Genomic DNA, 25,700 nt, shown 5'->3' with positions numbered 1-25,700 from the left:
AGCGGCTTAAGGCTCTCAGTACTCAGATATGAATGTCCGCTCCTGGCACAGAGCGGAACTTCCCCTTGCCGACGTGAAAACCGCTATTGTCTGACCTCATTCTGGTTAGCCAGATGTTCTGTCCCGTCGCCCTACCGGCGGCCTCTATCTCAGTAAAACCTGAATCAGCTGCACGACGATATACACTCCCGCTACCACCTGTATGATCCGAAACCCCCATCTCAGATAGCGCCATTGATGGCGTTCGCTGGCATCAGCGGCTTCAATGGCGGGATCATAACGTTTTCTTTTCCTGGTTCTGAATGTATCGAATCCCCACAGGATGAGAAGAAAGATGATGATGACTTTTTCAAAGATTAAATGGTTCACTAAGAGAGACTCCGGTCTTCTCACGGTTACAGGCAGAATAGATAAACCGCCTGGATGTAGCCACCACTAAATGTAGGGGTACCTGAAGGCGCAAGCCAGGCATTCCCGGATTGTCTGTCTTATGACTACGTTAGCGCATAGCAACGCCATAAAAGCGACATTCATTTCCGACACATGCTGCCGGAGTCCCCTTCCCCGACGCATCAGGCTGGGTGATAAAACGATGGCGGCTGCCCGGTCACGCGGCGGAACATGGTGGCGAAAGAGGAGGCATTGTCGTATCCAAGGGATAATGCCACTTCGTTCACCGGTTTCCCTGCTATCAACCATGCCAGGGCGCTCACCACGCAGGCTCGCTGACGCCAGGCGGAAAATGACAGGCCCAGTTGCTTCAGGAAATGCCGGCGAAAGGTGCTCTGGCTCATAAACAGCGCCCTGGCCCAGCGCGCCGCAGGATCATGGATAGAGGGGTTAAGCAAAAAAGCCTGACAAAGCGCCAGCAGCGCCGGATGCTGAGGCAACGGAATGTCAAATTCGCGGACCGGCATGGCGGCCAGTTCCAGCAACATCAACTGTATCAGCGTGCGATCGCGTGGGCTGTCGTACAACGGTGGTAAATCCACAGCCTCAAGCAGTAGCTGGCGCAACAGCGGCGAGACGCTGATCACTTCGCAACGACGGTGTTTAATGAAAGCGGCCACATAATCTGGCTCAATATATAAGCTACGCGTGGTCACCCCCACAAATCTGACGGCGTGCACGGTTTCAGGAGGGATCCAGACAGCATGTTGCGGAGGAACCACCCATTCTCCGTCCTGAGTGGTGACATACATCAGTCCGGTCGCGCCATACAGCAGCTGTGCGCGACGATGCTGGTGCGGTGGCAGTATATACCCTTGCGCATAGTCATTCCCTAACGCCACCACTTCGCGATCGAGCCGATCGACCTCGTCAATTTTTACGTTGCGCACACCTGCCCCCCTCTGACCGATTTACAAAGGTAATTGAGCGCTACGCAAATGGGAAGCCGTACGCGACCGGTATAAGCTGCTCGCTCATTTTCAGGTCGGGGATATTTTCTTGAATGATATCGTTATTATTGCGCTGGCAGGCTTTACGACCGGCATTACCACCGTGCTGTTCGGCTTCGGAGGGGGCTTTGTGGTGGTGCCCTTTGTCTATCAACTGATCCTTCGGCAGCCGGAACTCGCGGGAAACGCCATGCATGTCGCGGTGGCTACCTCAACGGCGGTGATGATATTTAACGCCGGCTGGGTCAGCTATCGAAACTGGCGGGCGGGTAAGCTTGCCGCGCAGACGCTGTTTCCGTTGTTATGGTTTATTGCCATTGGGGCGGTGGTCGGCTCCTGTCTGGCGGGGATATTGAGCGAGAAGATCGTTCGCGCGCTGTTTATTCTCTATATGCTGGCAACCATCAGCGATTGTTTGTTGCGCAAAGGTTTTTTCAGGGGCAGCGCTCGGCGTCGGCTGTCCCTGCCAGTAGTCACTGGCGGCGGTATGGTTATCGGTATGATTGCCGCATTGCTGGGCGTGGGCGGCAGCGTCATGACGGTGCCCCTGCTACGGCGACACGGGTATGAGATGCAGGAGTGCGTTAGCGCATCCAACCCGCTTTCTTTGCCCGTGGCGCTATGCGGGGCTGTGACCTATGCCGTCATTGGCTGGCACAGCATTCCGCTGAGCGGATTTCTGGGGTTTATCAGCCTGAAAATTTTAGGCCTGCTCGTCCTGACCGGCTGGGCCGGGATAGTGTTTAGCCGCCGGGCAATCCCTGCGGTACCTGATGTATGGTATGCACGCATCTATGTGCTGCTGCTGTGCCTGGTACTCCTCGCCATGCTCATTCAATAATCAAAATACATCCTGGTGAACCGGTTCAACAGACGCGACCGGGCGGTACCCTCTCCCTGTGGAGAGGGCCAGATGAGTGGCAGCAAGCTACCCGCGATACGGATGGGTTTCGCGCCAGTGGTCGGCAATTTGCTGCCGGGTGCAGACCCACACCTTGTCGTGCTGCTGGATATAGTCAAGGAAACGCTGCAGCGCACGGAAACGGCCCGGACGCCCAAGCAGTCGGCAGTGCATCCCCACGGACATCATCTTCGGCGCGGTTTCACCCTCGGCGTACAGCACGTCAAAGCTGTCTTTCAGATAGGTATAAAACTGCTCCGCGGTGTTGAACCCCTGGGCGGTGGCGAAGCGCATGTCGTTGGCGTCGAGGGTATAAGGCACGATCAGGTGCGGCCGCTGGCTGCCGTCGCTGCAGGCCACTTCGCTCCAGAAAGGTAAATCATCGCCGTAATAATCGCTGTCGTAGTCAAAGCCGCCGTGCTCCACCACCAGCTGGCGGGTGTTGGGGCTGTCGCGGCCGGTATACCAGCCGGTGGGCGGTTTGCCGAACAGGTCGGTCAGTACCTGCACCGCTTTATGCAGATGCTCGCGCTCCTCGGCAATATCCATGTGCTGATAGTGGATCCAGCGCCAGCCGTGGCTGACTACATCGTAATCCGCAGCCTTGATCGCCGCCACAATCTCCGGGTGCCGCGCCAGCGCCATCGCCACGCCGAAAACGGTCAACGGCAGCCCGCGCTGGCTGAACTCACGATGGATGCGCCAGAACCCTGCCCGGCTGCCGTACTCATAGAGTGAATCCATCGACATATGGCGCGCCGGGTAGCTGGCGGCGCCAATAATATCGGACAGGAACTGTTCCGACCCCGCATCGCCATGCAGGACGTGATTCTCCGCGCCTTCCTCATAGTTGAGGACGAACTGCACCGCGATCCGCGCCCCGCCCGGCCAGCGCGCGTGCGGCGGCTGCCCTGCATAGCCTCGCAGATCGCGAGGATAGTGCTCCTGGTTCTCTACCATCTCCTGCCCCTTTTAAAATGGATTTAACGACTGAAACTGTCCGCTTAACGCTTTTTTCTCCGGGAACGCTAAGTCCCCGTGCTTGCTGGTCGCCAGGCCCAGCGCGACCAGTGACTCCACCATCTTCACCGCCGCGCTGACGCCATCGATCACCGGCACCCGCAGCTCGCGGGTCAGCTCCTGCGCCAGGGTCGCCATCCCGCCGCAGCCAAGGACAATCGCCCCGCTACCATCCTCTTTCAGCGCGCGAATGCAGCGCTCACGCACTTTCTCCTGCGCCAGGCCGCTGCCGTCTTCCAGCGCCAGCACCGGCAAATCAATGGCGTGCAGCGCCGCGCAATGTTGATGAAATCCGTACTGGTGCAGCAAATGACGGGCGATGATCAGCGTGCGCGGCAGCGTGGTCACAATGGAGAAACGAGTGGCGACCATCGTCGCCATATGCATCGCGGCTTCCGCAATGCCGATCACCGGCCCCTGGGCCAGCTCCCGCGCCGCCAGCAGCCCCGGGTCACCGAAGCAGGCGATCACATGCCCATCCACCCCCTGCTCGCGTCCGGCCTTGATCTGCTCCAGCACGCCGACCGCCGCGATGGCCTCGTCAAAGTGGCCTTCAATGGACGGTACCCCGGCGTGGGGACAGACCGCAAGGATCTCGGTACCCGGCGCGGCGACCGCACGCGCGGCGGCGCCTATCGTTTCGGTCATCGCCAGGCTGGTATTGGGGTTGATCACTTGTATACATATGGCAGACATCACGACTCCTTGTGGCCGGCGAACAACCGGGAAAAATCGGGCAGGCTGACGCCATCGCGCTCGAAACACAAGCTGGCGACAATATGATCAAAATGGTGCATCAGCGCCTCGCTAAGTGGCTGCAGGGCTTTATCCCGCAGCAAACCCACCAGCTGCTGGTGATCGTCGCAACGGCAGCCCTGTCGCCAGGGGGCGCCCCAGGCGGCAATCACTAAAGAGGAGCGCTGGCTGAGGCGGGTCACCATCTCGGTGAGCACCGGGTTGCCGGAGATAGCCTGCAGCTGAATATGAAAGTCAGCGGAGTGGCGGATCGCCGCCGGGCCGTCGTGCGCCTCATGGGCCTGCTGTTCACGCTGAATAATGTTCTCCAGCGCCGCCAGATGCGGCGGCTGGCAGCGCGCGATCACATCCGGCAGATTGGCGACCTCAAGTAGCGCCCGGGTACGAAAGATCGCCTGGGACTCTTCCACGCTCGGGCTGGTGACGTGTGCACCACGTTTGGGCGTTAAGGTGACCAGTTGCACAGCGGCGAGTCGTTGCAGCACCTTTCTGATGCCGGTGCGGCTCACGGCGAATACCTCCGCCAGCGCCTCTTCCGGCAGTTTGCTGCCCGGCGGCAACTGATGTTCGACGATGGCCGTCATCAGCGCCTGGTAAATGCTTTCGTCCTTGTCCTGCAGCGCTGGCGCGGCCTGGAGACGATGTTCATTATTCATTAACCCACTCCGGTTTCACTTATCGATAGCAGATCGTATACATAAAATTTATTTTTTGTATACAAGATTCATCATTCTGGCCTGGATCCTGCAATAGCCTCAGCAATCCATATCAAAGGGTTTTCATTCAGAGGAGCAGGTTTCATGCCACATTCATCCCACACGCAGCAGAAGAAGACTCACGAGGCGGCCGCCAGCTACAGTCCGCGGCTATGTAATGACGATCTGGCGCCCACCCGCGACCAGAACTGGAGCTGGTACAATATTTTTTCATTCTGGATGTCGGACGTGCACAGCATGGGCGGCTACGTAGTAGCGGCGAGCTTCTTTACGCTTGGACTGGCCAGCTGGCAGGTTCTGCTCTGCCTGCTGGTCGGCATCTGTATTGTGCAGCTGTGCGCTAACCTGGTGGCGAAGCCGAGCCAGATGGCCGGGGTGCCATACGCCGTTATCTGCCGTCAGGCGTTTGGCGTCTTCGGCGCCAATATCCCGGCGGTGATCCGCGGGCTGATCGCGTTCGCCTGGTACGGTATTCAAACCTATCTGGCGGCGAATGCCCTGATGCTGGTTCTGCTCAAGTTCTGGCCCTCCCTTGCCTCGCTGACCAGCAGCAGCTTTCTCGGGCTGTCAACGCTCGGCTGGCTGTGCTTCGCCACCATGTGGCTGCTGCAGGCGATGGTGTTCTGGCATGGCATGAACGCCATCAAACGCTTTATCGATATCGCCGGTCCGGCAGTTTATGTGGTGATGCTGGCGCTGGCCGGCTGGATTGTATACAAGACCGGTCTGGATGGGATCTCCTTTACCCTCGCCAGCAAATCCCTGAGCGCCGGCGAGCAGACCTGGCAGATGATCACCGCCACGGCGCTGGTGGTCTCCTACTTCTCCGGGCCGCTGCTTAACTTCGGTGACTTTTCCCGCTACGGCAAAAGCATGGGCGAGATCCGCCGCGGTAACCGCTGGGGTCTGCCGTTTAACTTCCTGCTGTTCTCGGTGGTCACCGTGGTGATTGTCTCCGGCACCCAGTCGCTGTTCGGCAAAATGATCACTGACCCGATCGAAACCGTCAGCCGCGTGGGTAACGATCTGGCGGTGGCCATTGGCCTGCTGACCATGATTACCGCCACCATCGGCATTAATATCGTGGCTAACTTCGTCTCTCCGGCCTTCGATTTTTCCAACTGCGCGCCACAGAAAATCAGCTTCCGTACCGGCGGGATGATTGCCGCGGTGGGATCGATACTTCTGACGCCGTGGAATCTGTTTAACTCGCCGGAGCTGATCCACTATACCCTCGACGTACTGGGCGCCTTTATTGGCCCGCTGTTTGGCATTCTGATCGCCGACTTCTACCTGATCAAACGCGGCCGGGTGTCGGTGGACGATCTGTTTGACGATACGCCGAAGGGCAAATACTGGTACCGCAACGGCTTTAACCCGAAAGCGATTGCCGCCCTGCTGCCGTCGGTGGGCCTGGGGCTGATCATCAGCTTTATTCCGGCCCTGCATGAAGTGGCGAACTTTAGCTGGTTTATCGGGGTCTTCCTCGGCGCCACCCTCTACCGCTGGTTGGCCCGCGACGAGCGTGAAGCACAGGCGACCGCAGCCTTTCATTCCGGCGCGGTAGCGCAAAAAGAGTAACCCTCCCCACCTGCCGCGGCGTCTGGCCGCGGCAGGCTGAAAACTGGCACCAATCTTGCTGTTTATCACTATTCCCAGGCGTTAAGAGAAGGCAGGTTCGATGATGGATTACCAGACCGCGGTACGCGGTGCATTTTTTGATATCGCCGGCGTGGCAGAGACCCCGGATGAGGTGGCTGCTCAGGCCCGTTATCTCGATGATGGCCTGTTGTTCTTGCAGGACGGGAAAATTATCGCGCTGCTGCCATGGCAGGAGGGCGAAGCCTTTCTGCATCCACTGAAGGGTTATGTCGATCAGCGAGGCAAGCTGCTGCTGCCCGGGTTTGTCGATACCCACATTCACTATCCGCAGACTGAAATGATCGGCGCCTTTGGTGAACAGCTGCTGGAGTGGCTCACCACCTACACCTTCCCGGTGGAGAGCCAGTTTGCCGATGCGGATTACGCGCAGGAGATAGCGCAGTTTTTTGTTAACCAGCTGATTAGCCATGGCACCACCACCGCACTGGTGTTTTGTACACTGCACCCGGCTTCGGCCGAGGCGCTGTTCAGCGAGGCGCTGCGTCTGAATATGCGGCTGATCGCCGGCAAAGTGATGATGGATCGCCATGTGCCGGATTATCTGTGCGAAACCGCCGGGGAGAGCTACGAGCAGACCCGGGAGTTAATCCTCCGCTGGCATCAGCGCGGGAGGCTGGGCTATGCCATCACCCCGCGCTTTGCCCCTACCTCGACAACGGAGTTGCTGGAGGCCGTGCAGCGCCTGCGGACTGAGTTTCCCGACACCTGGCTGCAGACACATCTCAGTGAAAACCGCGAGGAGATCGCCTGGGTTAAACAGCTGTGGCCTGAGCATGAGCACTATCTGGATGTCTATCATCACTATCAGCTCACCGGCGAACGCAGCGTATTTGCTCACGGGATCCATCTCGATGATGCCGAGTGGCAGTGCCTGCATGACACCGGGTCCGCCGTTGCCTTCTGTCCGACCTCGAATCTGTTTCTCGGCAGCGGACTGTTCCGCCTGCCCGCCTGCTGGCAGCACCAGGTGCGGATGGGCATCGGCAGCGACGTCGGGGCTGGCACCACCTTCAGCATGCTTCGGACGCTGGGCGAGGCCTATAAGGTAGGACAACTGCAGAGCTATCGCCTGCGCGCCAGCGAGGCCTTCTATCACGCCACCCTCGGCGGGGCGCGCGCCCTGCGGCTGGAGGATAAAATTGGCAATTTTCAGCCGGGCAAAGAGGCAGATTTTGTGGTGATTGACCCGGCGGTCACCCCGCTGCAGCGTCTGCGCACAGGCCGCTGCCATGACATTTATGAGCAGTTGTTCGTGCTGATGACCCTGGGAGATGAACGCAATATCAGCGAGACGTGGGTGAATGGCGAGCGGGTGTGGTGTCAGGATTGACCCTCACCCTGGCCCTCTCCAAAGGGAGAGGGAACCGTCCGGTCATCGTTGCGACGCTGGCACGCCTCCAGGTCCTCTCCCGGGGGGCCTGTGAATTGCCTGGCACCAGAATTTGGGTAATCAAAAACTCATTGCCAGGCCTACGCCATAGCCCGTGGTGTTATTGCCGAACATATAGCGCGCCACCAGTCGGGTGCGGGTGATAAAGACCGGGTATTTACTGCTGTCCAGCTCGAGGCCAACCCCCAGGGAGGTCAAACCGGTAAAGCCCAGCGCCCCTCGCTGCTCGCCGAGAAATTCAGTATGCGCCCCCTCCAGCACATAACGCAGCGGGTTGCCCAGCAGCGTCCAGTCGGCTATCGGCGCGCGGCGGCGCAGATACAGGCCGAGATTCTCCGCGCTGGCCTCGCCCTGCACCACCTCGGCGCTACTGCCGAAACTTTGCAGATGCATATAGGAGTAACGCAGTTCGGCATCAATATCCTGGGTGGCAGAGAAGCGTTCGTAATCCAGCATCAGTGCCCCGCCCAGCCCCCAGGCGTTGAACCGACCGCCGTCGAGAAATTGCAGATCGGCGCTGGTTTTTCGCTCAATTGCCCAGCTGCCAATACGCGCATCGCTGGCCAGGGTACCGAGCATCACATTGACGATCGGCCGCAGCACCAGGTTGCCTCCGAGGCTGTCCCGGTGCAGCGAAAAATCCCAACCGACGCCGCCGGTGGTGGTCAGACTGTTCCATTTGGTCGGCACATTCCGCGTCTGTTCGCCATTGCTGACCACAAAGCGCGGGTCGTAACGGCTGTAACCCATCGTACCTTCAAGGTACAGAGGAAACGACTCGCTGAGAGTTGCCCCGCCGCCAAACTGGGTGATGGCCAGATTATGTTTGTCGTTGCTGCCGGAACCAATGTTGAGATCGCTGGCGGTCACGTCAGGGACGACGGTATAGCTCATCAGAGTCAATACGGCATCGGCACGCTGTTTGATGGCGTGGCCGTTCGCCGCCAGCGTCGCTGGCGCGGAAAGCGAAAGTACCGACAGGAGAACGAAAAGACGCACCATATGTCGTTTGCCACCTCAGCGACAGGCTAACAATATTGCCACCTAAATCAGCAGGCTGGCGTTCACTCAGTATAGTCGGTGAGTCAGCCTGCGCGTCCGGCGGGGAGAAAAAGCATCGGGCTGGTCAGGCCGCGCCTCCGCGGCTATGCAGCAGTTCCACATTTTCAAACGGCAGGCGCGAGACCCGGTTGCGCCCACCATTTTTGGCCACATACAGCGCTTTATCGACGCGGGAAAAAAGCTGATCAATCGCTTCCCCGTCATGGTGTTCGGCCACGCCGATGCTCACCGTCACCGACAGCGTCTGATACTCGCTGACCGCCTGGCGGATCCCTTCCGCCAGTATCAGGGCGCGCGCTATCGGCGAATGGGGTAAAAAGAGCAGAAACTCTTCTCCCCCCCAGCGATAAATTTTATCTTCGCGATCCACCGACGTTTCCAGAATGCGGGAGATCACCAGCAGGACTTCATCCCCTTTTTGATGACCGTGAATATCATTAATGCTCTTGAAATGATCGATATCGATTAACAGCAGACAAAAGCCTTGCGCGATAAATGACGGCGCCTCGACGAGGCGATAAAATTCACGGCGATTAAGCAATCCGGTGAGCGGATCGTGGGCGGCAGAGAATTCCAGCTCTTTTTTCAGATGCACTTCCTCGGTGATATCGTGAATAATGCACAACATCAGTCGAATATTATAAAGCACTACGGGCCCGGCATAGGTTTGGACATGGCGCAGCGTACCGTCGGCTAAAATATGCGTAAAATTAAGCGGTTTATGCCCGCCTGGCATATTAGCAATATTATTCATGATGGGGATCACGTCCCGACCAAGGGTATTAATTTGCCAGGTATGTTTATTGCGCATTTCCTCATCGGAATAATGATAAAAACGCAGCGCCGCAATATTGGCATCGACAATTCGACCATCCTTACTGGGATCGATCAATAGCATCGGCGCGGTATTGGTCATAAAAAAACGGGCAAAAAAACCATTGTTGCGTCGCTGATAGCGGCGGGAGCCGGTATGAATGGATTGATTTTGCGCCAGCAGCTTCACGGCTTCAAACAGCAATAAGGTACCGCTGTCGTCGGTGTCGACCAGGGTGGTTTTACAATATACCGACTGCAGGCCCTTGCCCGTCTGTAACGTCCAGACTTCAAATATCTCGGTCATCGTATCGAGATAGCGAAGATAATGTTGTAACTGCGTTTCAGGACAGGTCGAATAGATACCGTTACGCATCTCCTTCAGCGACATATCGCCGCTCAATGTCCGGGAAGCCGGATTGGCATAGACCACACTTTCAGTAAAAGGATGGACTACCCATATCGGGGTACTTAATACATCAAAAACAGCCAGTTCTTTTAATAACATACAGGCCCCAAACCGACCAATTCCCGGCGCAGAAGCGACACATAACGATATGCGTCCCTGACGCTGGTATAAAGTGATAACAAAACAACCGAATAGCCTTAATGACGCGCGTGCGCGGCAAGTATAGTCGGTTCTGCACGCAGCGACGCCCACCCGAGGCGACTTTGCGCGTGGTTTAACCGTCTGGATGCGATAATGTCTTTTTTATTAATTCTATTTCAACAGCATAGCAGCAATACCAGAACTGGTAGTCGCTTTTGATCACAGAGTGTGTCTATCGGTCTTCTCGCCCGTTGGCTGCGTATTGGCTTTGTCCAGGATGCCCGCATTGCGGCTTTTATGCCCAGACTAATCGTGATAGTTTCTATCATAACTCTCATCACAAACGGCCATCATAGTGAAAAAATCCGCTACTAAAATCACGCTTGCCGATATCGCACGTGAAGCCAACGTCGGTATTGCCACCGTCGACCGGGTGCTCAACAAGCGTGCGGCGGTGAAGGAGTCCACGGCATTGAGCGTACTGGAGGCGGCACGACGACTGGGGTTTACCCTCGAGCAGCCCCACTATCGCCTGGCGGCGGGGAAAGCGCCGGTCACGGTCAGAATGGGGTTTATTCTGCTGCAGGAGACCCACTCCTTCTACCTGCCGCTGGCCCAGGCGCTGACGCGAGAGGCCGCCCCATGGCTACCGGCGGGCCAGGTGCCGGTGATACTGCATTTTGCCATCGATGCGGTGGAAGCGATGGCTCAGGCCATTCACCGGCTAAGTGACGAAGTGGACGTGTTAGGCCTGGTGGCGCTGGACCACCCGCTGATTCGCCACGCGGTGGCCCGGGCTGCCGCCCGTGGCGTTCGCGTGTTCACCCTGCTTTCGGATCTGTCGGTCCCTCAGCGCAGCGGATATATCGGCCTCGATAATCAAAAAGCCGGGCGCACTGCGGCCTGGTTTATTGAGCGCTTATGTCGGGGTAATGGCGAAATTGGCATTATCATTGGCGACAATCGTTTTACCTGTCAGGAAAGCTGTGAGATCAGCTTCCGCTCCTGCCTGCGTGAACAAGGCATGGGGCAGCAGATCCTGGAGCCGGTTCGCAGCCATGAACGGGCGGATATCGCCAGGAGCGTGACGGAGCAGATGCTGAGTCAGTACCCGGCCCTGCAGGCGATCTATGCCCCCTGCGGCGGCGTCGAAGGCATTGTCGAGGCGCTGCGCGACAGCGGCCGTCAGCAGGCGATCACTCTGGTCTGCCACGGTCCGCTAAACGACAGTGAACTGGCGCTGATCGATGGCACCATCGACATCATGCTTAACCACCGGCTGGAGGCGTTTGCCGCTGCCACGCTACGCACCATAACGGACGCGGTTTCGCGCTCGCCGAGCGAGGTGATTTCTCTCCCTCAGCCTTTCGATATCATCACCAAAGAAAATATGTAAACTCCCGGCCCCGCCGCCGCCGGGGCCAGTTAACGGGCAGACCGCGCCCGCCCTCAATTTGATAAAAAACTATCAAAAACCACATCAATTCAAAGCATGATGGCCATCAAAAAATCATCATTCCATCATTGTTGAGAATGAAATATTTATTCAATACTCAGCGGCATCCCCTGTGTAAAAAGGAAGCCAACATGACACTCTCTATCGCCAATGCCCCCTGCAGCTGGGGCGTGGATGACCCGAAAAACCCTGACCTTCCCGCCTGGGCTACCGTGCTGAAGGAGGCGGCGCAGGCCGGCTATCGCAGCATTGAGCTTGGGCCCTGGGGCTACCTGCCCACCGACCCGGCCAGCCTGCGCGCGGCGCTGGAACAGCATCAGTTGTCGCTGGTGGCCGGTACGATCTTTGACGATCTGGTCAGCGAGGCCCATTTCCCCACCCTGGTGGCGCTGACCCATCAGATCTGCCGCAATCTGTCGCAGGTTCCGGCCGCCGAACCCACGCCAGGGCATCCTGTTCAGCCGCCTTACCTGGTGATTATTGATTTCGGCAACCCTGAGCGAGCGCGCTTTGCCGGGCGTAGCGCGCTGGCTCCGCGACTCGATGACAAAGACTGGCAGCGCATGATGGCGCACATTACCGCCCTCAGCACCCTCGCCTGGCAGGAGTACGGTGTGCGGGCGGTTATCCATCCCCACGCCGGGGGCTGCATCGAATTTGCGGATGAAATCGAGCGGCTGGCGAACGATATTCCACACGACGTCGCGGGATTGTGTCTGGATACCGGGCATCTCTACTACGCCGGTATGGATCCGCTCGACTGGCTGGATCGCTATTACGCACGACTCGACTACCTGCACTTCAAGGATGTGGATCCGCAGGTTTACCAGCGCGCCATCGCCGAGGGCATCGACTTTTTCACCGCCTGCGCCGAAGGGGTAATGTGCCCGCTCGGCAGCGGCGCCATTGACTATCCGGCCATCAAAGACTTTCTTGCCCGTCGGGGGTATCAGGGCTGGATAACCATTGAACAAGAGCGTGATCCGCGCCATGCCGCAGGCAGCCTGCAGGCGGTCACGGAAAGTCTGCGCTATCTGCGCGACGTGGGATTCTGACAGGAGACGCAACATGATTAACGGTTTAAAACCTCTCGACCGCACCCTGCGCTGGGGCATGGTCGGCGGCGGCGGTAGCAGCCAGATCGGCTATATTCACCGCTCAGCGGCGCTGCGTGATAATACCTTTACGCTGCTGGCCGGCGCCTTTGATATTGATGCCGAGCGCGGACGCCAGTTCGGCCAACAGCTGGGGGTGGATCCCGAGCGCTGTTACGCCGACTACCAGAGCCTGTTCCGCGGCGAGGCGGAGCGTCCGGACGGCATTCAGGCGGTGTCGATTGCCACGCCAAATAACACCCATTATGCCATCTGCCGGGCAGCGCTGGAGGCTGGGCTGCACGTGGTGTGCGAAAAGCCGCTGTGCTTCAGCAGCGAGGAAGCAGACGAACTGGTGGCGCTCAGCCAGCGGCAGCAGAAGATCCTCGGGGTGACCTACGGCTATGCCGGCCACCAGCTGATCCTGCAGGTCCGACAGATGATCGCCGACGGGCTGCTGGGCGACATCCGTATCGTCAATATGCAGTTTGCCCACGGTTTTCACGCCCAGCCGGTGGAGCTGGAAAACGCCAGTACCCGCTGGCGGGTCGATCCTCGCTTTGTCGGCCCCAGCTATGTTCTGGGCGACCTGGCCACTCATCCGCTGTTTCTGGTTGAAACCATGGCTCCGCAGCTGAACATCACCCGGCTGATGTGCGCCAGACAAAGCTTCGTCAAAAGCCGCGCGCCGCTGGAAGATAACGCCCATGTGCTGATGGAGTATGACAACGGCGCCGTTGGCTCGCTGTGGAGCTCCGCCGTTAACTGCGGCTCCATGCACGGACAAAAGGTGCGTATCGTCGGTGAAAAAGCCAGTCTCGAATGGTGGGATGAACAGCCCAACCAGCTGCGCTATGAAATCCAGGGCGAGCCGGTGCGTATCCTCGAGCGCGGCATGGACTATCTCGATCCGCTGGCGCGTCAGGATGACCGCATCGGCGGCGGCCATCCGGAGGGACTGTTTGAGGCATGGTCGAATCTCTATCGCCGTTTCGCCATCGCCATGGATGCCGCCGACCGTCGCGACGAAGCGCTGCTGGCCGACTTCTGGTATCCGGACGCTCGCGCCGGCGCGTTCGGCGTGCGCTGGGTGGAAAACTGCGTACGGTCTGCCGACAACGGCGCCTGCTGGGTCGACTTCCGCTAACTCACTGGCTCAGGGCGCTCGCCCTGAGCCTTTATGGCTATTTTTCAATTCGTGCCAGCTGGGTCTTATCCGCCTCACGAGCGCTATCCGCCAGCGCCTGGAACGCGTCGGCGCCATAGTATTGCGCGGGAACCGGCAGCGCCTGCATATCATGCCCTGGGTAGATCTGCAGTTCGCCGAGGTCGCGTAAGCGGAACCCCCCAACCTGCTCCGGCATGGTCAGGCGATACGGCGGCAGGGTTTCGAAAGGGACCGGCGTCGGCAGCCGATTTTCCTGCAGATCGTAGTTACGTTTCAGCACCAGAAACTTATCCGGCACCCGCCGGTGACTGTTCCACCAGTCGCCGTCGATCCGCTGAAACATCGCTTCCGTCTCCCCTCTCGTCGCCACCATCAGTCGGGTCAGCGCCTGTTTCAGCGCCGTATCCATGGCCTGGTTATAGTCTTCCAGCGAACCACCGTGGCTGCTGAGGATCACGTTAATCGCCAGCCTGGCGCCGAGTAAATTGGAGTAGAGATCCTCCGGCGAAAAAGCGGAGATCTCCTCAGAAAACCCGGGGACCGACTGGAAGCCATACCACTGGGCAATCTCATGCCATTGGGCAATTTCGAAGGCCAGATGACCCGCCAGCCAGGCGGCCAGCTGATAGCGCTGCCTGACGCCCGCCGGTGGCGTAAAGGCATTCAGCTGAACGCGGCGTACGCCCAGCTCTTCACTGTAGAAGATCCGCCCCGCCTGGCCCAGCGTCGGCGCAATACGATTGAACAGATAGAAGGTGTAGTCCGCCGTATCGCGCACATGGGCGATATCAATAAACCCGCCGCGACGGGTATAGATGAGCCCGTTCTGCTCCTCGCTGAGCCCCAGCAGGTTTTTCACCGCCCCGAACGCGCTATCGTTGTAATGGTGCTTGCCCAGCGTATCCAGGGTCAGCACATTGCCAATCTGGTATACCGGGATCGGGATGCCCACCGCGCGCACGTGCAGGTCGTAACCAAAAGCGCAGCACGGTCGCAGCGACTCCGGCGGCGGCAGCTCACCCAGGGTGGGCACCGGATGGATCGCCGTCACAGCGGGCAGCACCGGATCCTGCGCCAGCGCCGGCAGCGACAGTGCAAACAGCAGCCATAAGGCTTTACGCATCAACAGCCTCTCCACAACAACAAAAGAGCGCGCATCTTACCGGCAGATGGCGCCAGCAGTTTTAGTTAAAAACGGTATTCACCGGAGACAAAGAAGCTATTGCGCTCGTTAAAACCAAATTCAGTCAGCACGTTAAAGTTTTTGGTGACTTCATACTGGGCGCCAATCAGCATATTCCAGGGTGAGGTTAGCTTCTGCTTGACGTCGAATTTCCCCTCGCCGTCTTTATTGACTGCGGCAATCAGGGGCTGAAGCTCTGGCGGCATATGCAGGTCGGCCAGATCGCCTTTAAACTCCTGCTGCACGTCCTGATACATGCTCCCGACCCACAGGCTGAGGTGGGACGGCCCGTCGATCCCCTGAAAACTGAAGCGGTAGCCGACGCGCGGCGAGACGGTGACCGCCGAGATGCTGCCGTCGAGAATATCGAAATCGGTACGGGTGTAGTTAGTGTCTACTAACCCGAACCAGTTGCCGTATCCCCCGGCGAGCGTAAAGCCGGTTCCCCAGGTGGTTCCTTTGAAATCAAGCGTAAAATCAATATTCTGCAGTTTTCCGCTCTGATAAAGCTGGTGAACCGCGCCGGCGATCACCCGATCCAGACCGCGAAACTGCGAAGGATCCGAATCCACGGAGACCTGGGAGACAGACGACCCGCGGGTATGCCCCACCAGCCCGTAAACGTTGAGAAACGGAAAGACCCACATATCGAGGCGCAGGTTTTCGGTTTTGCTCTTCTCGCGGGTGTGCCCGGCATCGATGGCGAACATATCGCTGGGAATGGGATGGTTGCCCAGCTTAAGCCCGGAAAAGGTAATACTGTCGACCATGATATCCTGACGGATATTCATATAGCTCAGGTTGACGCCGTAGGGTAACGGGATCGAATACCCCCGGGCGCGTGCCTCATCTCCCCATATCGGAAAATAGCTGTCGCTCTCGCTCTGCTCCGCGGCCGACGCGCCACAGGCCGCCAACAGCAGCGTTAACACCGTTCCGGATGCTCTCATTGTTATTCTCATGTGTAGTTATAAACCCGAACCGACATTGCAATAGACCGCCTGCTCATGCTCACTGAACGCCACGTCAATCCCGGTACGCAAACCGTACTGCCGTGCAATCAGGTAACGAAAACCGGCCCCCCATGCCACCTCTGACTGTTCCGCTGGCGTGCGCGCCGCGCACCCCGCGCCAACGAATCCCTGCAGGATCCAGCGCGGGATGAAGGCCCAGGGAGGTTTGCGCCGTGACCACGTCGTCGTCCTGATAGCGGTAGCGCGAAATAGGGACATCAAAGGGTTATCATGGTGGATGAATGACTGATTAATGGCCCGCGACCGCCAGTGCGGACAACAGGAATTTCATGCTTACTCCGGGGCTTTGGGGACGCACGACACGCCTCACGAACAGGATTATCACAACGGGATAATGAAAATATAACGTATGAGAATAATGCTCACCAACGCGCAGCCGCCTGTTTTTCGGGTATTTTTAAACGAAAAAGTGCTGGCTATCACAGAAAAATGCCATCGCGATACAGGGCAGCGCGGTGATTGTATTCAAAAGGTGAATATCGTATAACATAGCGCTACCGAGGGGTGTCCCGTGAGGGCTGAGATGGCGCAAGCCGAACCCTTTGAACCTGATCTGGGTCATGCCAGCGAAGGGACGGGTCGGCAATTTTGCCTGCATTACCGCCATTGCCTGTTCACACCCCTGCACGCCCGGATCTCCCCTGAATATCTGGAGGTCCTGTGATAATTCCCGCGTTTAGCCATGGTCTTTATGGCCGTTTACGCCAGCTGGCCGCCGCTGACTGGCAGCACTATGTGGCGCATCCTTTCGTCCAGCAGCTTGCCGAGGGCACCCTGGCGGAAAGCGCATTTCGTCGCTACCTGACCCAGGATTATCTGTTTCTGATCCACTTTGCCCGCAGCTATGCGCTGCTGGTGAGTAAACTGCGCACGCTGCCGGAGATGCGGGCCGCGGCCGCCTCAATGAACGCCATCCTCAACGAACTGCCGCTGCACGTCGGTTACTGCGCTCAGTGGGGCATTAGCGAGCAGGAGATGGCTACCCAGCCTGAAGCGCCGGAAACCATTAACTATACCCGCTACGTGCTGGATATTGGCCACTCGGGTGACGCGCTGGATCTGCTGGTCGCGCTGATGCCCTGCGTGGCCGGTTATGCGGAAATCGGTCTCGGCCTGCTGCAGCATCCCGCCACCCGACTGGACGATAACCACTACGCCTCGTGGATCCGCAACTATGGCGATGAAGGCTATCTGCACGGCGTCAACGCCGCGCTGGCGCTGCTGGAAACGGTGTGGCAGCAGCGCGGGAGCGAGGCCCGGATCACTGAGCTGAGCGAGATTTTCACCACTGCCACCCGCCTTGAGGCGCAGTTCTGGCAGATGGGCCTCAACGCGACGGCGGAGACCCGGGCGTGACGGCGCCGGGTATTGAGGTCCGTGGCCTGAGCCTGCATTTCGGCGACCGTCGGTTGTTCGACAACCTGTCGTTTACGGTCCCCGGCGGGCAGTGGGTGTCGCTCCTCGGCGCCAGCGGCGCCGGCAAAACCAGCCTGCTGCGGGTGATGGCCAGTCTGGCGCCCGCCACCCGGGGAGAAGTGGTCGCCAGCGATGGGCAACCGATTCAGGGCCGTCTGGCGTGGATGGGGCAGAAAGATCTGCTCTACCCCTGGCTGAGCGTCCGGGACAACGTCGCCCTCGGCGCGCGGCTGCGCGGTGAAAAAGTCGATCGTGCCCGGGTCGCCGCCCTGCTTGAGCAGGTGGAGCTCTCGTCCTGGGCCGACGCCCGGCCGGCAACCCTCTCCGGCGGCATGCGTCAGCGCGCCGCGCTGGCCCGCACCCTGTATGAGGACCGCCCCATCGTGCTGATGGATGAGCCTTTCTCGGCGCTGGATACCCTCACCCGCACGCGCATTCAAACTCTGGCCGCCACCCTGCTGGCTGGTCGCACGGTGGTGCTGATCACCCACGATCCGCAGGAGGCCTGCCGGCTGAGCCACCGCCTGCTGGTCCTCTCGGCGGCAGACGGCGACATCGATGACAGCCATCACCTTGCCGGCACACCTCCGCGCGCGCCGGACGCGCCCGATCTCTTGATTAGCCAGGCCGCCCTGCTGCAGCAACTGATGAGGGCTCATCCATGACCGGACGTCTCTGGCGGGGAGGTATGGTGTTCTGCGGCCTAATGATCCTCTGGGGTCTGGCCAGCCGCAGCGGCATTCCTCACTTTCTTTTACCCTCCCCGATGGCGGTCGCCGAGGCGCTGTGGGTTAATCGCGCCTATCTCGGCTGGAACACGCTTATCACGCTCAGTGAGATCCTGAGCGGCCTGGCGCTGGGCGTGACGCTCGGTGTCACCCTGGCGCTGGGTATGATCCTCTCTCCGCGTCTGCAGCGCTGGCTGATGCCGCTGGTCCTCACCAGTCAGGCGATCCCGGTCTTTGCCCTCGCCCCGCTGCTGGTGCTGTGGCTGGGCTTTGGCATGAGCGCCAAAGTGGCAATGGCCGTGCTGGTGATTTTCTTTCCAGTGACTTCCGCCTTCTTTGATGGCTTGCGACGGGTCAACCAGGAGTATCTCGATCTGGCGCGCAGCATGAACGCCTCCTTCGGCGCTCAGCTGCGGCATGTCCGCCTGATGGCTGCCCTGCCTGCGCTGGGCTCGGGCCTGCGGATGGCGGCGGCGGTGGCGCCCATCGGCGCGATTATCGGCGAATGGGTCGGCTCCGCTGAGGGGCTGGGCTACGTCATGCTCAATGCCAATGCGCGGCTGCAAACCGATATCTGCTTCGCCGCGCTGTTTATTTTAGTGCTACTGACCCTCCTGCTGTGGCTGGCGGTAGATACCCTGCTACACCGGCTGATCGACTGGTCACCGGAATAAAGATGAAGTAATAAAGGAAAACAGATGAAAAAGTCGCTTTTCGCCGGGGCAACCCTGACGGCACTGGTCAGCGGCCACGCGCTGGCCAATGAACCGCTGACGCTGGTGCTGGACTGGTACATTAACCCCGACCATGCGCCGATTATGGTGGCCGAGCAGATCGGCGCCTTTAAGGCTCAGGGGCTGGACGTCAAGATTGTCCCTCCCTCCGATCCCGCGCTGCCTCCCCGCATGGTGGCCGCCCGTCAGGCGGATCTGGCCATCACCTACCAGCCGCAGGTGCACTTCTTCGCTGACGAAGGGTTACCGCTGGTGCGCGTCGGGACCCTGATTAACTCGCCGCTGAACACGGTGATCGCTCTCAATAAGCAGATCAAAACTCCGGCAGACCTGCAAGGTAAGAAGGTGGGCTATTCGGTCAGCGGCATTGAGCAGGCCACCCTGTCGACCATGGCGCAACACGCGGGTATCGATCCGGCCAGTATCAAACTGGTTAACGTCAATTTCCAACTGACCAGCGCCCTGCTGGCGGGCCAGGTGGACGCGGTCATCGGCGGCTACCGTAATATAGAAGCACAGGAGCTGAAGCTGCAGGGCAAAACGCCGGTAGTGATGAACGTCGAAGATTACGGCGTGCCGGCCTATGACGAGCTGGTGATTGTCGCCCATCGCGACGCGATTCATGAGGCCAAGATCCGTAAATTCCTCACCGCCCTGCAGGCCGGAGTGAGCTATCTGCGCGCCCATCCGCAGGAGAGCTGGGAGGCGTTTGCCGCCGCCCACCCGGAGCTGAAAACCGAACTCAACCACCAGGCGTGGCTGCAAACCGTGCCGCTGTTCGCCACCGATCCGGCGGCGCTGGATAAACCGCGCTACGAAGCTTATGAACAGTTTTTATATAACAATAAGTTGGTGAAAAAAGTCACACCTTTAACAAATTATGCGGTGGAACTGCATTGAGACTTGCTATCGCTGACGGAAGGCATTCCGTCAGCGTTTTAACGCAGCGGCAATAAAAATATAGAGACTTTCTCACTAATAATTACACTTTAAAGGGTTATCGTGACACGCAGTTGTTCTATTATAATTCAGCAGGTTACGTTAATTATTGCCCCGGTAAGAATAACGTCAAAATAACGCAATCAATAAAACGTTGAATGCGGATTTAAAAAGCCATATATTGTGCGCGCTTTATGAATGCCAATTCAATTCCTTAGACCAATTATTCAACCAGCGTTCAACCGCAATGCTGGTTGTGGGAGTGATATGATGACGGATAAAGTCCGTATTGATACTTTACGTGCCGATTTATTAGACGCAAACAACGAAACCTTTTTGGCCCGTCAGGCCGAATTCGAATCGAATGTCAGGAGTTACCCGCGTAAGTTACCGCTGGCTATCACTAAAGCTGAAGGCGTGTGGCTGACGGATGCGGATAACAAACAGTACCTGGACTGCCTCGCGGGCGCCGGTACTCTCGCTCTGGGCCACAACCACCCTGATGTATTGCAGAGCATCCAAAGTGTCATTACCAGCGGCTTGCCGTTACATACCCTCGATCTGACTACCCCGTTAAAAGATCGTTTCTCCGAATACCTGCTCTCTTGCCTGCCGGGCGAAGGGAAAGAGTATTGCCTGCAGTTCACCGGTCCTTCCGGCGCTGACGCCGTGGAAGCCGCGCTGAAACTGGCGAAAAAATACACTGGCCGTACGGCGGTGATCAGCTTCTCCGGCGGCTATCACGGGATGACCCATGGCGCGCTGTCCGTCACTGGCAACCTGTCGCCGAAAGCGGCGGTTAACGGCATGATGCCGGAAGTCCAGTTCATGCCTTACCCGCACCTGTATCGTTGCCCGCTGGGCATCGGCGGCGAAGCCGGCGTGAAAGCCCTGACCTACTACTTCGAAAACCTGATCAACGACGTGGAGAGCGGCGTCCGTAAACCGGCGGCGGTGATCCTCGAAGCTGTGCAGGGTGAAGGCGGCGTGAACCCGGCGCCGGTTGAGTGGCTGCAGCGCATCCGCAAAGTGACCGAAGAGCATGGCATTCTGCTGATCGTCGATGAAGTGCAGGCTGGCTTTGCCCGTACCGGTAAATTCTTCGCCTTCGAGCACGCCGGTATCCAGCCGGACATCATCGTGATGTCGAAAGCGGTCGGTGGCGGTCTGCCGCTGGCGGTGCTGGGCATTAAAAAACAGTTCGACGCCTGGGAACCGGGTCACCACACCGGCACCTTCCGCGGCAACCAGCTGGCGATGGCTACCGGTCTGACCACCCTGCGTCACCTGCGCGACAACAAGATTGCCGACAAAGTCGCTGCCCAGGGCGAGTGGCTGAAAGGCAAACTGGCCGAGCTGCAGAAGCGCTACCCGGTCATTGGCCACGTACGCGGTCTTGGTCTGATGATCGGTATCGAAATCGTCAAGCCGAACGAAGTTCAGGATCACATGGGCTGCTACCCGGCTGACGGCGAACTCTCTGCCCTGCTGCAGAAGAAATGCTTCGAAGCGGGCCTGATTCTGGAGCGCGGTGGTCGTCACGGCTGCGTGCTGCGTCTGCTGCCGTCCCTGCTGATCAGCAACGCGGAACTGGATGTGTTCCTCGACAAATTCGAACAGGCCCTGCTGGCCGCCGGCGTAAAGCCGGTCTGAGTGGAGTCAGTGACCACCATGTCCACATTGAATCCGATTCTTGCTGGTTCAGCGCAGAGCGTTGAAGCCTATCAGCAGGTTATCGAGCAGACCAGCCAGGCCGTTGTGCAGTGGCTGAAGCAACCTGAGATGTATCAGGGGAAAAGCGTTGACGAGCTGCGTGAGCGTATCTCCCTTGAATTTAACGAACAGGGTTTGGGTAACCAGGCGGCGATTGATCGTGCGATCGAGTACTTCCTGAAAGACAGCCTGTCGGTGCATCACCCGCAGTGCGTGGCGCACCTGCACTGCCCGAGCCTGGTAATTAGCCAGGCGGCGGAAGTACTGATCAACGCCACCAACCAGAGCATGGACTCCTGGGACCAGAGCCCGTCAGCAACCATCATTGAGATGAAGCTGATCGAATGGCTGCGCGCCCGGGTCGGTTATCCGGCTGGCGACGCCGGCGTCTTCACCAGCGGCGGCACCCAGAGCAACCTGATGGGCCTGATGCTGGCGCGCGACGCCTTCTTCGCCCGTCAGGGGCACTCCATCCAGCAGGATGGGCTGCCGGGGGATATCCGCAAGTACAAAGTATTGTGCTCGGAAAACGCCCACTTCTCGGTGCAGAAGAACATGGCGCTGATGGGCCTCGGCTACCGCTCGGTCACGCTGGTGAAAACCGACGAATTCGCGCGGATGGACGTGTCCGATCTGAAAGCGAAGATTGCGCAAGCGCAGGCTAACGGCGAGCAGATCATGGCGATCGTCGCCACCGCCGGCACCACCGACGCGGGGGCTATCGACCCGCTGCGCGACATCGCCGGTATCGCCGCGGAACATCAGATCTGGCTGCACGTTGACGCAGCCTGGGGCGGCGCGCTGCTGCTGTCTGAGCAGTATCGTGACTACCTTGACGGTCTGGAGCTGGTGGATTCCGTTACCCTGGACTTCCACAAGCAGTTCTTCCAGACCATCAGCTGCGGCGCCTTCCTGCTGAAGGACGCGCGCCATTACGAGCTGATGCGTTATCAGGCGGCCTATCTGAACTCCGAGTTCGATGAAGAACACGGCGTACCGAACCTGGTGTCTAAGTCGCTGCAGACCACCCGTCGCTTCGATGCGCTGAAGCTGTGGATGGGTCTGGAAGCGCTGGGCCAGAAACAGTATGCGGCGATCATCGATCACGGCGTCACGATGGCGAAAAACGTGGCGGAGTACGTGAAGTCGCAGCCGACGCTGGAGCTGGTGATGCAGCCGCAGCTGGCGAGCGTGCTGTTCCGTTCCCGTCCGGCGCAGATGGCGCAGAGCGACGCGGCGGCTATCGCGCTGCTCAACCAGCGCGTCGGCGATGCCCTGCTGGCTTCCGGCCGCGCTAACGTTGGCGTGACCGAGCATAACGGTGTCACCTGCCTGAAGCTGACCCTGCTGAACCCGGTGGTGACGCTGGATGACGTGAAGGTGCTGCTTAACCTGGTGGAACGCACCGCTCAGGAGCTGCTGGCGCAATAACCTGCCCTAGCGGGCGGCGCCTGCCGCCCCGCTGTCAGCCTTACCTGCAATAAGCCGATAATCTCCTTATCGGCTTTTTTATTTCTTTCCGCGCCACTGACGTTCTCTGCTCCCTGGCTGGTCGCTGGGCCCGTTGACGCCTGCCTTTCGCGATGCCACAGTATTATCCCGAGAATAACAACGTTCAGGATGAACATCCTGAAAATGAGGATGATGATGGAGAAACGCTTACCGGGACTGGATCTCGACGCCCTGCGTAGCTTTGTGACCGGCATGGAGTGCGGCAGCTTCGCCCAGGCAGCGCTGCGCCTGTCGCGTTCCACTTCCGCCGTCAGCGCCCAGCTTAAAAAGCTGGAGAGCCAGTGCGGTGCGGCGCTGGTGGCCAAACAGGGGCGGCATCTGGTGCTCACCGCGGAAGGCGAAAAGCTGATGAGCTACGCCAGACGACTGCTGGCGCTCAATGATGAAACCCTGCGCGCGCTGCGGGGCGAGCGGCTCACCGGCGAGATCCACCTTGGTATGCAGGAAGATTTTGGCGAATCGCTGATGCCGGGGATCCTGGGGCAATTTAAACGGTATCATCCGCAGGTGCGGATAGTCGCCAGGGTGGATCGCAATGGTCCGCTGCGCCAGGCGCTGGCGGAAGAGGCGCTGGATCTGGCGCTGCTGTGGCAAACCGAAGATCAGGGCCCCGGGATGGGCCGCTGCCCGCTGGCGTGGATTGCGCATCCTGACCTGGATATTGGTGCACTGCTGGCCTCCGGCGAGCCGCTGCCGCTGGTGATGTTCGACAGCCCGTGCCTGATGCGCTCTCGCGCTATTGCCTGTCTCGATGCCGCGGGGATCCCCTGGCAGGTGGTATTCGTCAGCCACAGCCTGAACGGCATCTGGGCGGCGATACAGGCTGGCCTGGGGCTGACGATACGCACCCGCATCGGCATGCCCGGCAACCTGCGCACCGTCGCCGGGCTGCTGCCATCGCCAGGTAGCCTGGCCGTTAACCTGCAACAAACCCCGCGCGAGGGACAGCATTCCGCCGCCGTGGCGCTGCTAGGAGACCTGATGACCGAGGCCCTGCAGGGGTGGGTCGAGATGTGACGGTGTCACGCTACTTCCATTCACCCTCACCCTAACCCTCTCCCTGAAGGGAGAGGGAACCGCCCGGCAGTCATCGGCAATGGGCATCCAGCGCCGTTCCCGCTTCAATGCCCGGTGGCGGCTGCGCCTTACCGCGCCGACATTCTCCCTGCGCGCTCCTGTAGGCCGGGCAAGCGCAGCGCCGCCCGGCATCAGGTATAAGGGCTGGAGGGAACCGTCCGCCAGACGCCTACGCCGCGGGTCAGGCTTTGCTCTCCTGCAGCAGCTGCTGGATCACCTGCTCCTGGCGGGCATAATCCCCTTCGCCGAAGGCGGTATAACGCAACTGTCCGCGAGCGTCGAAAATGTAATGCGCCGGCCAGTACTGATTGCCGAAGGCATTCCAGATGGCGTACTCATTATCCGCCACCACCGGGTAGGTTATCCGCCCGTCCTTCACCGCCTGGCGCAGCAGCGGCAGCGAACGCTCCCAGGGATATTCCGGGGTATGGACGCCAATCACCACCAGCCCGGCCGCGCGGTATTTGTTCGCCCAGTCGCGCACGTAAGGCAGGGTATGCTGACAGTTGATGCACTCCCGGGTCCAGAAATCCACCAGCACCACTTTGCCCTTCAGACGCTCCGGAGTTAACGCCGGGCTGTTGAGCCACGCGCTGCCTCCCGCCAGGGAGGGCATCGCGCTGCTGGGCTGCGGCGCGGCGATCGGCTGGAGGATGGTCTTTTGCTCCGGCTGCGGCAGACGGGCGGCCAGCCGCTGCTCCAGCGCCTGACTCCAGCCTCCCGCACTTTGCAGATAGCGATCGCCGCCGCTGGCGATCAGCGCCACCGAGGCCAGCATCGCCCCCCCCGCCAGCCGGCGCAGCCGTTCGCCGAACGCCAGCCCACGACGCAGACGGGCAATCAACGCCGCGCCGCACCACCCCAGCAGGAATAACATCAGCGCCCCGCCGCTGCCGTAAGCCAGCAGCAACCCGCCAGTGGTCGCCTGGCCCGGATGCACAAAGCCCAGGCTCAGTATCGCCCCCAATACCGGCCCGGCGCACGGGGCCCACAGCAGACCCACCGCCAGCCCGGCCAGCAGCGATCCGATCCAGCCGCGCTGGCGTGAGCTGGCGTTGTTAAGCTGATTTCCCAGCGCCACCAGGGGTGAGGTCAGCCGCTGCGCGACGCGCTGCGAAAGCAGGCTCAGCCCGACCAGGGCGAAGAACGCCAGCGCCAGGCCGCGGCCTGCGAGGGTCAGATTCACCACCCAGCCGCTGGCGACCGTCACCAGCCACGAAACCGCGCCGAACATCAGCGCCATTCCAGCCAGCATAATCGCCAGTTGCCCCCGGCGGCCCCGGACGCTGGCGAACAGCAGCGGGATCACCGGCAGCGTACAGGGGCTCAGCAGGGTTAACATTCCGCCCAAAAATGCAATGAATATCGACATCGCC

General features: G+C 59.5%; 22 protein-coding genes, 2 pseudogenes and 1 riboswitch. Of the genes and pseudogenes, 13 read left to right on the top strand and 11 right to left on the bottom strand.

Annotation, left to right across the window (positions count from 1 at the left end):
• Positions 1–144: 144 nt before the first annotated feature.
• Complete coding sequence (locus AS136_RS20195; RefSeq protein WP_043875243.1) at positions 145–369, bottom strand: hypothetical protein; 225 nt, start codon at positions 367–369, stop codon at positions 145–147.
• A 203-nt stretch (positions 370–572) separates the two neighbouring features.
• Complete coding sequence (locus AS136_RS20190; protein ID WP_016161089.1) at positions 573–1,340, bottom strand: AraC family transcriptional regulator; 768 nt, start codon at positions 1,338–1,340, stop codon at positions 573–575.
• A 109-nt stretch (positions 1,341–1,449) separates the two neighbouring features.
• Between AS136_RS20190 and AS136_RS20185 the strand changes: the two genes are divergently transcribed.
• Entirely contained in the window at positions 1,450–2,241 is a 792-nt protein-coding gene (locus AS136_RS20185; protein WP_023340186.1) for a sulfite exporter TauE/SafE family protein, read from the top strand.
• Positions 2,242–2,328: 87 nt separating this feature from the next.
• Here the strand turns inward: AS136_RS20185 and puuE are convergent, their stop codons facing one another.
• The 3 genes and pseudogenes from puuE to AS136_RS20170 all read right to left on the bottom strand — a co-directional run bounded on the left by puuE (position 2,329) and on the right by AS136_RS20170 (position 4,733).
• Positions 2,329–3,261 carry an allantoinase PuuE gene (gene puuE, locus AS136_RS20180; protein WP_032733074.1) on the bottom strand — a complete coding sequence of 311 codons (933 nt, stop codon included), beginning with the start codon at positions 3,259–3,261 and terminating at the stop codon, positions 2,329–2,331.
• Positions 3,146–4,017: pseudogene (hpxA, locus tag AS136_RS20175) on the bottom strand (allantoin racemase). Before hpxA ends, puuE begins: the two are co-directional and overlap by 116 nt.
• The gene (locus AS136_RS20170; protein WP_002905523.1) at positions 4,017–4,733 is read right to left on the bottom strand and encodes a GntR family transcriptional regulator; all 717 of its coding nucleotides are present in this window, start codon (positions 4,731–4,733) and stop codon (positions 4,017–4,019) included. The pseudogene hpxA and the gene AS136_RS20170 overlap by 1 nt, the downstream one beginning before the upstream one ends.
• Before the next feature lie 144 nt (positions 4,734–4,877).
• Between AS136_RS20170 and AS136_RS20165 the strand changes: the two genes are divergently transcribed.
• Together AS136_RS20165 and guaD are read left to right on the top strand one after the other, a co-directional pair.
• A complete protein-coding gene (locus AS136_RS20165) occupies positions 4,878–6,374 on the top strand; it encodes an NCS1 family nucleobase:cation symporter-1 (RefSeq protein WP_063266935.1) in 1,497 nt (498 codons plus the stop codon).
• A 100-nt stretch (positions 6,375–6,474) separates the two neighbouring features.
• The gene (gene guaD / locus AS136_RS20160; RefSeq protein ID WP_023297658.1) at positions 6,475–7,785 is read left to right on the top strand and encodes a guanine deaminase; all 1,311 of its coding nucleotides are present in this window, start codon (positions 6,475–6,477) and stop codon (positions 7,783–7,785) included.
• A gap of 120 nt (positions 7,786–7,905) precedes the next feature.
• Here the strand turns inward: guaD and AS136_RS20155 are convergent, their stop codons facing one another.
• Positions 7,906–8,847: a hypothetical protein gene (locus AS136_RS20155; RefSeq protein ID WP_023297659.1), complete on the bottom strand. Its 942-nt coding sequence runs from the start codon at positions 8,845–8,847 to the stop codon at positions 7,906–7,908.
• Between the two features lie 124 nt (positions 8,848–8,971).
• Positions 8,972–10,228 (bottom strand): sensor domain-containing diguanylate cyclase, encoded by a 1,257-nt coding sequence (locus AS136_RS20150; RefSeq protein ID WP_012541652.1) that lies wholly within the window; start codon positions 10,226–10,228, stop codon positions 8,972–8,974.
• A 397-nt stretch (positions 10,229–10,625) separates the two neighbouring features.
• Between AS136_RS20150 and AS136_RS20145 the strand changes: the two genes are divergently transcribed.
• From AS136_RS20145 to AS136_RS20135, 3 genes are all read left to right on the top strand, one after another.
• Complete coding sequence (locus AS136_RS20145; protein ID WP_022065964.1) at positions 10,626–11,666, top strand: LacI family DNA-binding transcriptional regulator; 1,041 nt, start codon at positions 10,626–10,628, stop codon at positions 11,664–11,666.
• Between the two features lie 191 nt (positions 11,667–11,857).
• Entirely contained in the window at positions 11,858–12,781 is a 924-nt protein-coding gene (locus tag AS136_RS20140; RefSeq protein WP_032735679.1) for a TIM barrel protein, read from the top strand.
• 13 nt (positions 12,782–12,794) lie between these two features.
• The gene (locus AS136_RS20135) at positions 12,795–13,967 is read left to right on the top strand and encodes a Gfo/Idh/MocA family protein (RefSeq protein ID WP_063266934.1); all 1,173 of its coding nucleotides are present in this window, start codon (positions 12,795–12,797) and stop codon (positions 13,965–13,967) included.
• Positions 13,968–14,004: 37 nt separating this feature from the next.
• Here AS136_RS20135 and AS136_RS20130 read toward each other — a convergent pair whose 3' ends face one another.
• The 3 genes and pseudogenes from AS136_RS20130 to AS136_RS20120 form a co-directional block, all read right to left on the bottom strand.
• Positions 14,005–15,111 carry a DUF4056 domain-containing protein gene (locus AS136_RS20130; RefSeq protein ID WP_038422592.1) on the bottom strand — a complete coding sequence of 369 codons (1,107 nt, stop codon included), beginning with the start codon at positions 15,109–15,111 and terminating at the stop codon, positions 14,005–14,007.
• A 65-nt stretch (positions 15,112–15,176) separates the two neighbouring features.
• Positions 15,177–16,121, bottom strand: coding sequence for a porin family protein (locus tag AS136_RS20125; protein WP_012968151.1), 945 nt, complete (start codon positions 16,119–16,121; stop codon positions 15,177–15,179).
• A gap of 18 nt (positions 16,122–16,139) precedes the next feature.
• A pseudogene (locus AS136_RS20120) lies at positions 16,140–16,395 on the bottom strand (BamA/TamA family outer membrane protein); the annotation flags it as partial.
• 300 nt (positions 16,396–16,695) lie between these two features.
• A riboswitch (TPP riboswitch) is annotated at positions 16,696–16,797 on the top strand.
• Between the two features lie 68 nt (positions 16,798–16,865).
• Between AS136_RS20120 and tenA the strand changes: the two are divergent.
• From tenA to AS136_RS20085, 7 genes are all read left to right on the top strand, one after another.
• Positions 16,866–17,561: a thiaminase II gene (gene tenA / locus AS136_RS20115; RefSeq protein WP_038422594.1), complete on the top strand. Its 696-nt coding sequence runs from the start codon at positions 16,866–16,868 to the stop codon at positions 17,559–17,561.
• On the top strand, positions 17,558–18,286 hold the full coding sequence (locus tag AS136_RS20110) for an ABC transporter ATP-binding protein (RefSeq protein WP_038422595.1): 729 nt from the start codon (positions 17,558–17,560) through the stop codon (positions 18,284–18,286). Before tenA ends, AS136_RS20110 begins: the two co-directional genes overlap by 4 nt.
• Positions 18,283–19,023, top strand: a complete 741-nt coding sequence (locus AS136_RS20105; protein WP_016161102.1) for an ABC transporter permease — start codon at positions 18,283–18,285, stop codon at positions 19,021–19,023. Before AS136_RS20110 ends, AS136_RS20105 begins: the two co-directional genes overlap by 4 nt.
• 24 nt (positions 19,024–19,047) lie before the next feature.
• Positions 19,048–19,983, top strand: coding sequence for an ABC transporter substrate-binding protein (locus AS136_RS20100; RefSeq protein ID WP_008804789.1), 936 nt, complete (start codon positions 19,048–19,050; stop codon positions 19,981–19,983).
• 306 nt (positions 19,984–20,289) lie between these two features.
• Positions 20,290–21,675, top strand: coding sequence for a diaminobutyrate--2-oxoglutarate transaminase (locus AS136_RS20095; protein ID WP_074158364.1), 1,386 nt, complete (start codon positions 20,290–20,292; stop codon positions 21,673–21,675).
• A gap of 9 nt (positions 21,676–21,684) precedes the next feature.
• Positions 21,685–23,166 carry a pyridoxal phosphate-dependent decarboxylase family protein gene (locus tag AS136_RS20090; RefSeq protein ID WP_162493254.1) on the top strand — a complete coding sequence of 494 codons (1,482 nt, stop codon included), beginning with the start codon at positions 21,685–21,687 and terminating at the stop codon, positions 23,164–23,166.
• Between the two features lie 204 nt (positions 23,167–23,370).
• Positions 23,371–24,264: a LysR substrate-binding domain-containing protein gene (locus AS136_RS20085; protein WP_063266933.1), complete on the top strand. Its 894-nt coding sequence runs from the start codon at positions 23,371–23,373 to the stop codon at positions 24,262–24,264.
• A gap of 241 nt (positions 24,265–24,505) precedes the next feature.
• Here AS136_RS20085 and AS136_RS20080 read toward each other — a convergent pair whose 3' ends face one another.
• A complete protein-coding gene (locus tag AS136_RS20080; protein ID WP_063266932.1) occupies positions 24,506–25,696 on the bottom strand; it encodes a cytochrome c biogenesis protein/redoxin in 1,191 nt (396 codons plus the stop codon).
• Positions 25,697–25,700 lie beyond the last annotated feature (4 nt).

This window comes from Klebsiella sp. D5A (assembly GCF_001620885.1).
Lineage (GTDB): Bacteria > Pseudomonadota > Gammaproteobacteria > Enterobacterales > Enterobacteriaceae > Klebsiella > Klebsiella variicola.
The sequence above is the reverse complement of the archived record's forward strand: the minus strand, read 5'-3'. Positions and strand labels throughout refer to the sequence as shown.